Source organism: Streptomyces sp. NP-1717 (genome assembly GCF_022695985.1).
Taxonomy (GTDB): domain Bacteria; phylum Actinomycetota; class Actinomycetes; order Streptomycetales; family Streptomycetaceae; genus Streptomyces.
On the sequence record NZ_JAAPBF010000075.1, the window covers coordinates 1 to 13837 of the forward strand.

The 13837-nt window shown below is 68.4% G+C and carries 12 protein-coding genes, 1 tRNA gene and 1 pseudogene; 11 read left to right on the forward strand and 3 right to left on the reverse strand.

Going from position 1 to position 13837, the window contains the following annotated elements:
* Positions 1-412 (forward strand): annotated as a pseudogene (locus GXP76_RS17315) (UDP-N-acetylenolpyruvoylglucosamine reductase); the annotation flags it as partial.
* Positions 413-442: 30 nt separating this feature from the next.
* Here the strand turns inward: GXP76_RS17315 and GXP76_RS17320 are convergent.
* Positions 443-1078 carry an NAD(P)-dependent oxidoreductase gene (locus GXP76_RS17320; protein ID WP_242572437.1) on the reverse strand — a complete coding sequence of 212 codons (636 nt, stop codon included), beginning with the start codon at positions 1076-1078 and terminating at the stop codon, positions 443-445.
* An 89-nt stretch (positions 1079-1167) separates the two neighbouring features.
* On the opposite strand from GXP76_RS17320, the gene GXP76_RS17325 reads away from it, so the two are divergent.
* A complete protein-coding gene (locus tag GXP76_RS17325) occupies positions 1168-1791 on the forward strand; it encodes a TetR/AcrR family transcriptional regulator (RefSeq protein WP_242572438.1) in 624 nt (207 codons plus the stop codon).
* A 6-nt stretch (positions 1792-1797) separates the two neighbouring features.
* On the opposite strand, the gene GXP76_RS17330 is transcribed toward GXP76_RS17325, so the two are convergent.
* Complete coding sequence (locus GXP76_RS17330; RefSeq protein WP_242572439.1) at positions 1798-2847, reverse strand: adenosine deaminase; 1050 nt, start codon at positions 2845-2847, stop codon at positions 1798-1800.
* Positions 2848-2969: 122 nt separating this feature from the next.
* A complete protein-coding gene (locus GXP76_RS17335) occupies positions 2970-4196 on the reverse strand; it encodes a pyridoxal phosphate-dependent aminotransferase (RefSeq protein ID WP_242572440.1) in 1227 nt (408 codons plus the stop codon).
* Between the two features lie 226 nt (positions 4197-4422).
* Here GXP76_RS17335 and GXP76_RS17340 point away from each other — a divergent pair.
* From GXP76_RS17340 to rpoB, 9 genes are all read left to right on the forward strand, one after another.
* A tRNA-Trp gene (locus GXP76_RS17340) sits at positions 4423-4495 on the forward strand.
* 108 nt (positions 4496-4603) lie between these two features.
* The gene (gene secE / locus GXP76_RS17345) at positions 4604-4894 is read left to right on the forward strand and encodes a preprotein translocase subunit SecE (RefSeq protein WP_242572441.1); all 291 of its coding nucleotides are present in this window, start codon (positions 4604-4606) and stop codon (positions 4892-4894) included.
* An 80-nt stretch (positions 4895-4974) separates the two neighbouring features.
* Entirely contained in the window at positions 4975-5844 is an 870-nt protein-coding gene (gene nusG, locus GXP76_RS17350; protein ID WP_242572442.1) for a transcription termination/antitermination protein NusG, read from the forward strand.
* A gap of 202 nt (positions 5845-6046) precedes the next feature.
* Positions 6047-6481, forward strand: a complete 435-nt coding sequence (gene rplK / locus GXP76_RS17355; RefSeq protein WP_242572443.1) for a 50S ribosomal protein L11 — start codon at positions 6047-6049, stop codon at positions 6479-6481.
* A gap of 97 nt (positions 6482-6578) precedes the next feature.
* Positions 6579-7301: a 50S ribosomal protein L1 gene (rplA, locus tag GXP76_RS17360; RefSeq protein ID WP_147874368.1), complete on the forward strand. Its 723-nt coding sequence runs from the start codon at positions 6579-6581 to the stop codon at positions 7299-7301.
* Positions 7302-7442: 141 nt separating this feature from the next.
* Entirely contained in the window at positions 7443-8402 is a 960-nt protein-coding gene (locus GXP76_RS17365) for a DUF6612 family protein (protein WP_242572444.1), read from the forward strand.
* A 322-nt stretch (positions 8403-8724) separates the two neighbouring features.
* A complete protein-coding gene (gene rplJ, locus GXP76_RS17370; RefSeq protein ID WP_078075571.1) occupies positions 8725-9288 on the forward strand; it encodes a 50S ribosomal protein L10 in 564 nt (187 codons plus the stop codon).
* An 84-nt stretch (positions 9289-9372) separates the two neighbouring features.
* Positions 9373-9756, forward strand: a complete 384-nt coding sequence (gene rplL, locus GXP76_RS17375) for a 50S ribosomal protein L7/L12 (protein WP_242572445.1) — start codon at positions 9373-9375, stop codon at positions 9754-9756.
* A 597-nt stretch (positions 9757-10353) separates the two neighbouring features.
* Positions 10354-13836 carry a DNA-directed RNA polymerase subunit beta gene (rpoB, locus tag GXP76_RS17380; RefSeq protein ID WP_242572446.1) on the forward strand — a complete coding sequence of 1161 codons (3483 nt, stop codon included), beginning with the start codon at positions 10354-10356 and terminating at the stop codon, positions 13834-13836.
* Position 13837 lies beyond the last annotated feature (1 nt).

Here is a 13837-nt window from a genome sequence, read left to right on the forward strand (position 1 = left end):
CGTCCTCGCCCTGCGCGCGGGCAAGGGCATGGTGCTCGACCCGGCGGACCACGACACCTGGTCGGCCGGCTCCTTCTTCACCAACCCGATCCTCGACGACGCCCGGTTCGCGGCGTTCCTCGCCCGCGCCTCGGAGCGGCTCGGCGCGGACGTCGCGCCGCCCGCGTTCCCGGCGGGGGAGGGCCGTACGAAGACCTCGGCGGCGTGGCTGATCGACCGCGCGGGATTCACCAAGGGGTACGGCACGGGCCCGGCGCGCATCTCCACGAAGCACACGCTGGCCCTGACCAACCGGGGCGACGCCACCACCGAGGATCTGCTCGCGCTCGCCCGGGAGGTCGTCGCGGGGGTCCACGAAGCCTTCGGGATCACGCTGGTCAACGAGCCGGTGACGGTCGGCGTCAGCCTCTGAGGCACCGGCCGCAAGGCCGGGCCCCGGCCCTCAGTACGCGACCCCCACCGCCCGCTTCACCAGCGCCGGGTCGTCCACCGCCGCCAGCATCGCGTGCGCCACGTCGCCCCGGCCGATCCTTCTCCCCGCCCGCGGATTCCCGTCGACCACCGTCCGGTAGACGCCGGTCAGCGGCGCGTCCACGAGCTGGGGCGGCCGGACGGACGTCCAGTCCGCCCCGCTGCGCGCCAACTCCTCCTCCATACGGGCGAGATCGTCGTAGACGGGCCTGAACACGATCCTCACCACGCCCAGGGCGAGCTTTCCCGCCAGGGGCTCGTCGCGCGGTACGGGACCGAGCGGTGCCGCGCTCACCACGACGACACGGCGCACCCCCTCCGCGTCCATCGCCCCCAGGATCGAGCGCGCCACCGGCCCCGCGAAGCCCGCGAGCCGGCGGCCGCTCGGCCCGATGCCCGACAGCACCGCGTCCCGGCCCTTCACGGCCGGCCGCAGCTTCTCCGGGTCGTCGAACGCCGTCGCCGTGAACACCTCCAGTCCGTCACCGGTGACGGACAGGCGCGCCGGGTCGCGCACCACGGCCGTGACCTGATGTCCCGCCGCCAGCCCCTGCCGGACGATCTCCCGGCCGATCCCGCCGGTCGCGCCGAAAACGGTGAGCCTCATAGCAGTACCCTTCCTTGGTGGGTGAGTATTCACTCACCTCTAGGGTGAGCGGGTACTCACCCCGTCGTCAAGCCGTGAACGGACCACCTATGAAGCCCGCGCGGGCCCGCATCCTCGACGCCGCCGCCGAGCTGATGGCCACCATCGGCCTGGCCCGCGCCACCACCAAGGAGATCGCCCGGGCGGCCGGCTGCTCGGAGGCCGCCCTCTACAAGTACTTCGCCGGCAAGGAAGACCTCTTCCTGCACGTACTGAACGAGCGGCTGCCCCGGCTCGGCCCCCTCCTCGGCGAACTGGCGAAACCCCCCGCCGAAGGGGAAGGCGGCGGGCGCCAGGACGCACGGAGCGTCGAGGAGAACCTGATCGAGGTCGTCCGCCAGGCCGCCCTCTTCTACGAGGCCACCTTCGCGATCGCCGCCTCACTCTTCGCCGAACCGGCTCTGCTGCACCGCCACGCCGAGGGCGTCCGCGCCCTGGGCGCCGGCCCGCACATCCCGCTGCGCTCCCTCGCCGCCTATCTGCGCATCGAGCGCGACGCGGGCCGCGTCCGTCCCGACGCCGATCCGGACGCCGCGGCCGCCCTGCTGCTCGGCGCCGCCCAGCAACGGGCGTTCCTGCGCGCCTTCCCCGACGGCGAACCGGTCGCCCCCGTCGAGGAGTTCGCCCCCACGCTGGTCCGCGCGGCGCTCCTGGGCCTCACCACAGAGGCCTGACGGCCGTCAGCCGTCCAGCCAGCTGTCGATCCCGGCCAGCAGCTTGTCCTGTACCCCGGCCGGTGCCGCCGACCCCCGGACCGACTGACGGGCCAGCTCGGCCAGCTCGGCGTCCGTGAACCCGTGGTGCCTGCGCACCAGTTCGTACTGCGCCGCCAGCCGCGAGCCGAACAGCAGCGGGTCGTCGGCGCCCAGCGCCATCGGCACCCCGGCGTCGAACAGGGTCCGCAGAGGTACGTCGGCGGGCTTCTCGTACACGCCCAGCGCCACGTTCGACGCGGGGCACACCTCACAGGTCACCCCGCGCTCGGCCAGCTTGCGCAGCAGCCGGGGATCCTCGGCCGCCCGTACGCCGTGCCCGACCCGGGTCGCGCGCAGATCGTCCAGGCAGTCCCGTACGGACGAGGGTCCGCTCAGCTCACCGCCGTGCGGCGCCGCGAGCAGCCCGCCCTCCCTGGCGATGGCGAAGGCCCGGTCGAAGTCCCTTGCCATGCCCCGGCGTTCGTCGTTCGACAGGCCGAAGCCGACGACACCCCGGTCCGCGTACCGCACGGCGAGCCGCGCCAGCGTGCGGGCGTCCAGGGGGTGCTTCATCCGATTCGCCGCCACCACGACCCGTATGTCGAGCCCGGTGTCCCTGGCCGCCGCGTCCACGGCGTCCAGGATGATCTCCAGCGCCGGGATCAGTCCGCCGAGCAGCGGGGCGTACGAGGTGGGGTCGACCTGTATCTCCAGCCACCCGGAGCCGTCCCTGACGTCCTCCTCGGCGGCCTCGCGCACCAGCCGCTGGATGTCCTCCGCGGAGCGCAGACAGGACCGGGCGATGTCGTAGAGCCGCTGGAAGCGGAACCAGCCACGTTCGTCGGTCGCGCGCAGCTGGGGCGGCTCGCCGCCGGTCAGGGCCTCGGGGAGGTGGACACCGTATTTGTCGGCCAGCTCCAGCAGTGTCGTGGGGCGCATCGAGCCGGTGAAGTGCAGATGGAGGTGGGCCTTGGGCAACAGACGGATGTCGCGGGTGGCGCGGTCGTCACGCGGGGGGCCGGAAACGTATCCCATCCATGGATCTTGCCGTACTCGGGCGGAGTCCGGGAGTCCCTTTCCACCTTCGGGTGGTTGCCCGAACGGAAGAACGGGCCCCTGGGCGGTGCCGGGAACCCGTTCCACTCCTCCGGTGACTCTCAGTCGCGGGCCTCGGCCAGCAGCTTCTGGAGGCGGGCCACACCCTCGGCCAGGTCCTCGTCACCCAGCGCGTACGACAGCCGCAGATATCCCGGCGTGCCGAAGGCCTCACCCGGGACGACCGCGACCTCGGCCTCCTCCAGGATCAGGGTGGCGAGGTCGACCGAGCTCTCGGGGCGCCTGCCGCGGATCTCCTTGCCGAGCAGCGCCTTCACCGAGGGGTACACGTAGAAGGCACCCTCGGGCTCCGGGCAGACCACACCGTCGATCTCGTTGAGCATCCGGACGATGGTGCCCCGGCGCCGGTCGAAGGCGACCCGCATCTCGTCCACCGCGTCGAGGCTGCCGGTGAGGGCGGCCAGCGCGGCGGCCTGCGAGACGTTCGCCACGTTCGACGTCGCGTGCGACTGGAGGTTGGTCGCGGCCTTCACCACGTCCTTGGGGCCGACGATCCAGCCCACCCGCCAGCCGGTCATCGCGTACGTCTTGGCGACACCGTTGACCACGACGCACTTGTCGCGCAGCTCCGGCACGACCGCCGGCAGCGAGGTGAACTGGGCGTCCCCGTAGACGAGGTGCTCGTAGATCTCGTCCGTCATGACCCACAGGCCGTGCGACACGGCCCAGCGGCCGATGGCCTCGGTGTCCTCGGGGCTGTAGACGGCGCCGGTCGGGTTGGAGGGCGAGACGAAGAGCACCACCTTCGTACGCTCCGTGCGCGCCGCCTCCAACTGCTCGACCGAGACCCGGTAGCCGGTGGTCTCGTCGGCCACGACCTCCACCGGGACACCGCCGGCCAGCCGGATCGACTCGGGGTACGTCGTCCAGTACGGCGCCGGGACGATGACCTCGTCGCCCGGGTCGAGGATCGCGGCGAACGCCTCGTAGATCGCCTGCTTGCCGCCGTTGGTCACCAGGACCTGGGCGGGGTCGATCTCGTAGCCGGAGTCACGCAGCGTCTTGGCGACGATGGCGGCCTTGAGCTCGGGGAGCCCGCCGGCCGGGGTGTAGCGGTGGTACTTCGGGTTGTGGCAGGCCTCGCTCGCGGCCTCGACGATGTAGCCGGGCGTCGGGAAGTCGGGCTCGCCCGCACCGAAGCCGATCACCGGCCGGCCCGCGGCCTTGAGGGCCTTGGCCTTGGCGTCGACGGCGAGGGTGGCGGACTCGGAGATTGCGCCGACTCGGGCGGAGACCCGGCGCTCGGTCGGAGGGATTGCAGCGCTCATGCGGGCCATGCTCCCAGACCCTCCGAGACCTGAGCACAGGTGTTTCGCCGACCGGACAGCTCGCGGACAGAGAGTGGACAGGTTCTGACAAGAGCCGCTCCGGTGTTACCTGTTCGACGCCGGGCGCCCGAGCACGTACACTCACTGGTCGTTGGCCCTCACCCGCCACCGCCGATCCGCACACACCGTGCTTCCGGTCGGATGCGGTAGGTTGGGGAAAACGCAAAGGGTCGTAGCTCAATTGGTAGAGCACTGGTCTCCAAAACCAGCGGTTGGGGGTTCAAGTCCCTCCGGCCCTGCTACACACTCCTCCGCCAGGATGTGTGCGCATGTACGTACTTCAAAAGCACTGCCGTGCGGCTCCACCGGGCGCGGCACGGCCACGACCCGGAATCAGGTGAGAGAGCGTGACGGACGCCGTGGGCTCCATCGACAAGCCTGATGCTGACGATGACGAGACCGCAGAGTCGGGCAAGAAGACCCGCAAGGGTGGCAAGCGCGGCAAGAAGGGCCCCCTGGGCCGTCTCGCGCTCTTCTACCGTCAGATCGTCGCGGAGCTGCGCAAGGTCGTCTGGCCGACTCGCAACCAGCTGACGACCTACACGACTGTCGTGATCGTCTTCGTCGTCGTCATGATCGGTCTGGTGACCGTGATGGACTACGGCTTCCAGAGAATGGTCAAGTACGTCTTCGGCTAGAGCCGCGGAGGCGGAGGGCGCCCACAGGCGTCCCTTTCCGCATGTTCCACCCATCGTGAAGCCAGGAAGAAGCAGCCAACGTGTCTGACCCGAACCTGAACGACGCCAACGACGCGGTCGAGTCCCGCAAGGACGAGACCGACATCGTCGAGGCGGCGGACGCTGTCGAGCCAGACCAGGCCGAAGCCGCTGACGCCGAGGCCGGTGAGCCGGCCGAGGAGTCGGCGCTGCACGTCGAGGACGAGGACGCCGCCGAGGCCGCGACCGACGTCGAGGACGAGGCTGCCGAGGACGGCGACGACGCCGAGCTCGTCGAGGAGCCCGCCGCCGCGGCCGACCCGGTCGCCGCGCTCCGCGAGGAGCTGCGCGGGCTGCCCGGCGAGTGGTACGTCATCCACACGTACGCGGGCTACGAGAAGCGCGTGAAGGCCAACCTGGAACAGCGCGCCGTCTCGCTCAACGTCGAGGACTTCATCTACTCGGCCGAGGTGCCCGAGGAAGAGATCGTCCAGATCAAGAACGGCGAGCGCAAGAACGTCCGCCAGAACAAGCTCCCGGGCTACGTCCTGGTGCGGATGGACCTCACGAACGAGTCCTGGGGCGTCGTACGGAACACCCCCGGCGTCACCGGCTTCGTCGGCAACGCCTACGACCCGTACCCGCTGACGCTGGACGAGATCGTCAAGATGCTCGCCCCCGAGGCCGAGGAGAAGGCCGCGCGCGAGGCGGCCGAGGCCGAGGGCAAGCCGGCTCCGTCCCGCAAGGTCGAGGTCCAGGTGCTGGACTTCGAGGTCGGCGACTCGGTCACCGTCACCGACGGTCCGTTCGCGACGCTCCAGGCGACGATCAACGAGATCAACCCCGACTCCAAGAAGGTCAAGGGCCTCGTCGAGATCTTCGGTCGCGAGACTCCGGTCGAGCTGAGCTTCGACCAGATCCAGAAGAACTGACGCGCGGTTCCGCGCGCCCGTAAGCCACTTCCGACCAGGTCAGACAGGCTCTCGCAGCGGGTTTCCGCCCGCTCGCGGGAGAAGGTCTGACCTGCTCGGTTTTTGGCCGTGCAGCTGTACCCGTTATCGTTGCGCGGTATGCCCGCATCCGGATGGCCGGATGACTGGGCCGGAACACTCTCACTAGGACCCGGAGAGAGCAATGCCTCCCAAGAAGAAGAAGGTCACGGGGCTCATCAAGCTCCAGATCTCGGCCGGCGCGGCCAACCCGGCTCCGCCGGTCGGTCCCGCGCTGGGCCAGCACGGCGTCAACATCATGGAGTTCTGCAAGGCCTACAACGCCGCGACCGAGTCGCAGCGTGGCATGGTCGTGCCGGTGGAGATCACGGTCTACGAGGACCGCTCCTTCACCTTCATCACCAAGACTCCGCCGGCCGCGAAGCTGATCCTCAAGGCCGCGGGTGTGGACAAGGGCTCCGGCGAGCCGCACGTCAAGAAGGTCGCCAAGCTCACGCGTGAGCAGGTCCGTGACATCGCCACGACCAAGATGCCCGACCTGAACGCCAACGACCTGGACGCCGCCGAGAAGATCATCTCCGGCACCGCCCGTTCGATGGGCATCACGGTCGAGGGCTGAGACCGGCCCGGCGGGCCCACTCGGGCACGCCAAGTGGAAGGGCCATGCGCGGCCCGCACCACGAACTCCACACCTGAATGAACCACCAGGAGAAGAAGTGAAGCGCAGCAAGGCACTCCGCGGCGCGGACGCGAAGATCGACGCGGAGCGTAACTACCCTCCGCTCGAGGCCGTCCGTCTGGCCAAGGACACCAACACCACCAAGTTCGACGGCACCGTCGAGGTCGCCATGCGTCTGGGCGTCGACCCGCGCAAGGCGGACCAGATGGTCCGTGGCACCGTGAACCTTCCGCACGGCACCGGCAAGACCGCCCGGGTCCTGGTCTTCGCGACCGGTGACCGTGCCGAGGCAGCGCGCGCCGCGGGCGCCGACATCGTCGGCTCCGACGAGCTGATCGAAGAGGTCCAGAAGGGCCGTCTCGACTTCGACGCCGTCGTCGCCACCCCGGACCTCATGGGCAAGGTCGGCCGTCTCGGCCGCGTCCTCGGCCCGCGTGGTCTGATGCCGAACCCGAAGACCGGCACCGTCACCCCCGATGTCACCAAGGCCGTGACCGACATCAAGGGCGGCAAGATCGAGTTCCGCGTCGACAAGCACTCGAACCTGCACTTCATCATCGGCAAGGTCTCCTTCGACGAGACGAAGCTGGTCGAGAACTACGCCGCGGCGCTGGAGGAGATCCTCCGTCTCAAGCCGTCCGCCGCGAAGGGCCGTTACATCAAGAAGGCGACCCTGGCGACGACGATGGGCCCCGGCATTCCGCTGGACGCCAACCGCACCCGTAACCTCCTCGTCGAGGAGGACCCGGCCTCCGTCTGACACTGACGGTGGTCGCGTAATCGCGTGTCAAGAGCCGGTCCCGGCACCTCTGTTGAGGTGTCGGGGCCGGTTTTCGCATACGCGGGCTGTCAGAAGTGTGCGTTACCGTTCAACCAGGAACATCGAAAAAAGGGGTGGGGTATGACCATGTCGACATGGGGGCGTGTTGGCGTCTCGCTGACGGCACTGGCCGTTGTGGCGGGTGTCGCCGGCTGTCAGGGCGACGACGCGGGCACGGAGAAGACCGGCAGTTCCGCGGCCAAGGACGGTGAGCCGCAGTCCCGTTCGGCGGTGACCGAGGTCCTGACGGCGGCGTACGAGAAGACGGCGGCGGCCAAGTCCGCCAAGGTCAGCATGACGATGTCGATGCCCGCGGGCGCGGCGGGGGCCGCCGGCGGCGGCGACATGGAGATGTCCGGCGTCATGGGCTGGGACCCCATGGTGATGGACATGACCATGACCGGCTCGATGATGCAGGCCGAGCCCGACGCCCCGGACAAGATCCGGATGGTGTGGGTCAAGAACGCGATGTACATGGACATGGGCGCCGAGGCGGCCAAGGACATGGACGGCAAGCGCTGGATGAAGCTGGACCTCGCCGCCGCGGCGGAGGCCTCGGGCGACCCGGCGGTCGCCAGCGAGCTCACCGGCGGCATGGAGAACATGAACCAGGACCCGGCCCAGCAGCTCGCGCTGCTGCTGGACTCGCCGAACGTGAAGCACGTCGGCTCGGAGAAGGTCGACGGGGTCGACGCGCAGCACTACAAGGGCACGCTCACGGTCGCCGAGATGGTCGAGTCGAACGAGTCGCTCGACGTCCTCAGCGCCAAGGAGCGCAAGGACCTGCTCGCCGGCATCGAGAAGTCGGGCATCGAGGGCTACGACATCGAGGTCTGGGTCAACGAGGACGACTACCCGGTCAAGATGGACGTCGCGATGGACTCCCCGCAGGGCGACATCACGATGAGCGCGCGGTACAGCGACTACGGCGCCAAGGCGTCCGTCCAGGCGCCGCCGGCCGGTGACACCGTCGACCTGTTCGAGATGCTGGGCGACCTCGGCGGCGACGCCGGCGCCGGTGCGGACGACTCCGGGATCTGATCCCGCGGTCCGGCCCGCGAACCCGGTTCCGGGAATCCGTTTCCCGGAACCGGTTTACGGGCCTGTTCGACGGATTTGCCTGACGGTAATCCCGTCACGTACTCTTCGGAAGAAGCCAAAGACCGCTGGTCGTCGCCGTGCTCTCGCAAGAGGGTGAGGCGACCGAAGGATCCGCTGGAAGCGGACGACCCGCGTAGGTGACCGAGGAGAGTTCCCAGGATCCGTCCTGGTTGAGCTACGCCCCGTGCGCCCGCGCCGGGGCGTTTCGTTTTGTTCGGCCCCTTCTGAGCGGTCCTCATCACCCGGAAGGAGGCCGACGCTCATGGCAAGGCCCGACAAGGCTGCCGCGGTGGCCGAGCTGACGGAACAGTTCCGCAGCTCGAACGCCGCAGTGCTGACCGAGTACCGGGGTCTCACCGTGGCGCAGCTCAAGGAGCTGCGCCGTTCCCTCGGTGCGAACGCCCAGTACGCCGTGGTGAAGAACACGCTGACCAAGATCGCGGCCAACGAGGCCGGGATCAACACGCTGGACGACCTCTTCGCGGGTCCGACGGCGGTTGCCTTCGTCACCGGTGACCCGGTGGAGTCGGCGAAGGGTCTTCGTGACTTCGCCAAGGACAACCCGAACCTCGTCATCAAGGGCGGTGTCCTTGACGGCAAGGCGCTCAGCGCCGACGAGTTCAAGAAGCTCGCGGACCTCGAGTCCCGCGAGGTGCTGCTCGCCAAGGTGGCCGGTGGAATCAAGGCGTCGATGGCCAAGGCCGCGGCGACGTTCCAGGCCCCGCTGTCGGAGTTCGTCCGCACCGCGGACGCCCTTCGCGCCAAGCGTGAGGCCGAGCAGGGCGGTGCCGGTACGCCGGCTCCCGCCGAGGCCGACGCCGAGTAGTTCGGCGCCGCGTCGCGGCGGGCCCGTAAGCCCGCCGTTCACATTCATCCGGCACCTGCCGAAATTAGTGGAAGGACCGCCATCATGGCGAAGCTGTCCCAGGACGACCTGCTCGCGCAGTTCGAGAACCTGACCCTCATCGAGCTCTCCGACTTCGTCAAGGCGTTCGAGGAGAAGTTCGACGTCAAGGCCGCCGCCCCGGTCGCCGTCGCCGCCGCCGGTGGTGCCGCCGCCGCTGTCGAGGCCGAGGCCGAGCAGGACGAGTTCGACGTCATCCTCACGGGTGCCGGCGAGAAGAAGATCCAGGTCATCAAGGTCGTGCGTGAGCTCACCTCGCTGGGCCTCAAGGAGGCCAAGGACCTCGTGGACGGCGCCCCCAAGCCCGTCCTGGAGAAGGTCGCCAAGGAGGCCGCCGAGAAGGCTGCCGAGTCCCTCAAGGGCGCCGGCGCCTCCGTCGAGGTCAAGTGACCTCGTAGGATCCCGCTGACATCCGACTCGCGGAGCCGCGCAGGCGCCCGCGAGACGGGGAAACAGCGATCCGCACCGCGAGGTGCACAGCGTTGACGAGAAGGACGGTCCCCCGTACGGGTGGCCGTCCTTCTGCGTTGCCGCGAGGGGTTCCTTGCTCTTCGGCGGGCTGCGAGTATGGTGATCATCGCCGTGCCTTCCGTACGACCGGTGACGATCCGTACGGGACGGGGGGCCTTGACGAACCGCACGGAGCGCGCAATTCTCAGGACGCGTCGCCATATCGATCCGAATCCGAGGCATGGATCGGCGACGAAGAGGGCAGGATCGATGTGCGCCTACGGCGTGGGTCGATACGCAGTCGAGACAAGGTGTTGAGAACAACGAGGGTCTCGCAGAACCCGGCCTGGACATCAGTGTGCCAAGTGGCTACACTGACCCTTTGCGCTGCCTGTTAGCTGCTCCCTGCCCGTCACCAGGGGCACCCCCATGCATGACATCGTCGGCTGACCAGCCCTTTCCGGGCTTGTCCTCCGCTCTGTCCGGCTCGGGACCGGTACGCGCGTAGTGAGTCCGAGCCCTCGGAAGGACCCCCTCTTGGCCGCCTCGCGCAACGCCTCGACCACGAATACGAACAACGGCGCCAGCACCGCCCCGCTGCGCATCTCTTTTGCAAAAATCAAGGAGCCCCTCGAGGTTCCGAACCTCCTCGCGCTGCAGACCGAGAGCTTTGACTGGCTGCTCGGCAATGCCGTCTGGAGGGCTCGTGTCGAGGCTGCTCTGGAGAACGGGCAGGACGTCCCCAGGAAGTCCGGTCTGGAGGAGATCTTCGAGGAGATCTCCCCGATCGAGGACTTCTCCGGGTCGATGTCGCTGACTTTCCGCGACCACCGCTTCGAGCCTCCCAAGAACTCGATCGACGAGTGCAAGGAGCGCGACTTCACGTACGCGGCCCCGCTCTTCGTCACCGCCGAGTTCACCAACAACGAGACCGGCGAGATCAAGTCCCAGACGGTCTTCATGGGCGACTTCCCGCTCATGACCAACAAGGGCACCTTCGTCATCAACGGCACCGAGCGTGTCGTCGTGACCCAGCTCGTGCGCTCGCCGGGTGTCTACTTCGACTCCTCGATCGACAAGACGTCCGACAAGGACATCTTCTCCTCCAAGATCATCCCGTCCCGGGGTGCCTGGCTGGAGATGGAGATCGACAAGCGCGACATGGTCGGCGTCCGCATCGACCGCAAGCGCAAGCAGTCCGTGACCGTCCTGCTCAAGGCTCTCGGCTGGACGACCGAGCAGATCCTGGAGGAGTTCGGCGAGTACGAGTCGATGCGCGCCACCCTGGAGAAGGACCACACCCAGGGCCAGGACGACGCGCTGCTCGACATCTACCGCAAGCTGCGTCCGGGCGAGCCCCCGACCCGCGAGGCGGCCCAGACGCTGCTCGAGAACCTCTACTTCAACCCCAAGCGCTACGACCTCGCGAAGGTCGGCCGCTACAAGGTGAACAAGAAGCTCGGCGCGGAAGAGCCGCTGGACGCCGGTGTGCTCACCACCGACGACATCATCGCCACGATCAAGTACCTGGTGAAGCTGCACGCCGGTGAGACCGAGACGGTCGGCGAGAACGGCACGCAGATCATCGTCGAGACCGACGACATCGACCACTTCGGCAACCGCCGTCTGCGCAACGTGGGCGAGCTCATCCAGAACCAGGTCCGTACGGGTCTGGCGAGGATGGAGCGCGTCGTGCGCGAGCGCATGACGACGCAGGACGTCGAGGCGATCACGCCGCAGACGCTGATCAACATCCGGCCGGTCGTCGCCTCCATCAAGGAGTTCTTCGGCACCAGCCAGCTGTCGCAGTTCATGGACCAGAACAACCCGCTCTCGGGTCTCACCCACAAGCGCCGTCTGAACGCGCTCGGCCCGGGTGGTCTCTCGCGTGAGCGGGCCGGCTTCGAGGTCCGTGACGTGCACCCGTCCCACTACGGCCGCATGTGCCCGATCGAGACGCCCGAAGGCCCGAACATCGGTCTGATCGGCTCGCTCGCGTCGTACGGCCGGGTCAACCCGTTCGGCTTCATCGAGACGCCGTACCGCAAGGTCGTCGACGGCCAGGTCACCGACGAGGTCGACTACCTGACCGCCGACGAGGAAGACCGCTTCGTCATCGCCCAGGCCAACGCGACGCTCTCCGAGGACATGCGGTTCACCGAGCCGCGCGTCCTGGTCCGCCGTCGTGGCGGCGAGGTCGACTACATCCCCGGCGACGACGTCGACTACATGGACGTCTCGCCGCGCCAGATGGTGTCGGTCGCGACCGCGATGATCCCGTTCCTGGAGCACGACGACGCCAACCGTGCCCTCATGGGCGCGAACATGATGCGCCAGGCCGTCCCGCTGATCACGGCCGAGGCGCCGCTGGTCGGCACCGGCATGGAGTACCGCTGCGCGGTCGACGCGGGTGACGTCATCAAGGCGGAGAAGGAAGGTGTGGTCCAGGAGGTCTCCGCGGACTACATCACCGTCGCCAACGACGACGGCACGTACACCACGTACCGCATCGCCAAGTTCTCCCGCTCCAACCAGGGCACCTCCGTCAACCAGAAGGTCGTCGTCTCCGAGGGTGACCGGGTCGTCGAGAGCCAGGTGCTCGCCGACGGTCCCGCCACCGAGCAGGGCGAGATGGCGCTCGGCAAGAACCTCCTCGTGGCGTTCATGCCGTGGGAGGGCCACAACTACGAAGACGCGATCATCCTCAGCCAGCGGCTGGTGCAGGACGACGTCCTCTCCTCGATCCACATCGAGGAGCACGAGGTCGACGCCCGTGACACCAAGCTCGGCCCGGAGGAGATCACCCGGGACATCCCGAACGTCTCCGAGGAGGTCCTCGCGGACCTCGACGAGCGCGGCATCATCCGTATCGGTGCCGAGGTCACGGCCGGGGACATCCTCGTCGGCAAGGTCACGCCCAAGGGTGAGACCGAGCTGACGCCGGAGGAGCGCCTGCTGCGCGCGATCTTCGGTGAGAAGGCCCGTGAGGTCCGCGACACCTCGCTGAAGGTGCCGCACGGCGAGACCGGCAAGATCATCGGTGTCCGCGTCTTCGACCGCGAGGAGGGCGACGAGCTTCCTCCGGGCGTGAACCAGCTGGTCCGCGTCTACGTCGCCCAGAAGCGCAAGATCACCGACGGTGACAAGCTCGCCGGCCGTCACGGCAACAAGGGCGTCATCTCCAAGATCCTGCCGATCGAGGACATGCCGTTCCTGGAGGACGGCACCCCGGTCGACATCATCCTCAACCCCCTCGGCGTCCCGTCCCGGATGAACCCGGGACAGGTCCTGGAGATCCACCTCGGCTGGCTCGCCAGCCAGGGCTGGAAGGTCGAGGGCAGCGAGGACTGGATGGAGCGGCTGAAGGCCATCGGCGCCGACGAGGTCGCGCCCGGCACGAACGTCGCCACCCCGGTGTTCGACGGCGCCCGCGAGGACGAGATCTCCGGACTCTTCGAGTCCACGATCCCGAACCGCGACGGCGAGCGGATGGTCAAGGGCTCCGGCAAGGCGCACCTGTTCGACGGCCGCTCCGGTGAGCCGTTCCCCGAGCCGGTGTCCATCGGCTACATGTACATCCTCAAGCTCCACCACCTGGTCGACGACAAGCTCCACGCCCGGTCGACCGGTCCGTACTCCATGATCACCCAGCAGCCGCTGGGTGGTAAGGCCCAGTTCGGCGGCCAGCGCTTCGGTGAGATGGAGGTGTGGGCGCTGGAGGCGTACGGCGCCGCTTACGCCCTCCAGGAGCTGCTGACCATCAAGTCCGACGACGTGACCGGCCGCGTGAAGGTCTACGAGGCCATCGTCAAGGGCGAGAACATCCCCGAGCCCGGCATTCCCGAGTCCTTCAAGGTGCTCATCAAGGAAATGCAGTCGCTCTGCCTCAACGTGGAGGTGCTCTCCTCGGACGGCATGTCCATCGAGATGCGTGACACGGACGAGGACGTCTTCCGCGCGGCGGAGGAGCTCGGTATCGACCTGTCCCGGCGAGAGCCGAGCAGCGTCGAAGAGGTCTGAC